The following is a 543-nucleotide window of genomic DNA, read 5'->3' on the forward strand; positions in this document are numbered from 1 at the left end:
GTTACCGCCTATCTTCAGGCTCCTGCGGATGGTTTGTGGAGAAAGGGTGCCGAGTCAAACGCCGACAAGATCGTCATCTTTGAAGTCATGACCGAGGAGATCGACCTACGTGAGTGGCGTGATCGCCGTACGGCGCTGGAGAGGCGTTTCCGGCAGGAGAAGGTGATTATTCGCTATATGCCGATCACGCTGATTTAAGCCGCGAGGTCCGATACATCTTCAAGTCAAATCATTTGCCAACTGCCGTTCACGCGCGCAACGGCAAGGGAAGCGACGTGCACTGCTCGGCCTGAATTGCGATGATCAGTCATATAAACTGAAACCTTGCGGACCTCCGCACGTTGCAGTGCTGCCAACCACAAGTGGGAGCTTTCATGCAGAGTGTGAATCGAACCGGACATCAGTGGAACCAGGCGTATGACCCGGTCGAATTCGCAGAAAAGCACGGGTTGACGGTAAGGCAGGCTATCGTCGTCATCGAAAGCAACGGTCCTTCTCGCGAAAAATGCGACCAGGCAGGTCACGCCTTCGCCGCAGCTTTAA

General features: G+C 54.7%; 1 pseudogene. It reads left to right on the forward strand.

The features are described 5' to 3' along the window. Positions 1-198: pseudogene (locus O7A05_RS34050) on the forward strand (hypothetical protein); the annotation flags it as partial. Positions 199-543: the final 345 nt, after the last annotated feature.

This window comes from Mesorhizobium argentiipisi (SeqCode), from assembly GCF_037179585.1.
GTDB lineage: Bacteria > Pseudomonadota > Alphaproteobacteria > Rhizobiales > Rhizobiaceae > Mesorhizobium > Mesorhizobium argentiipisi.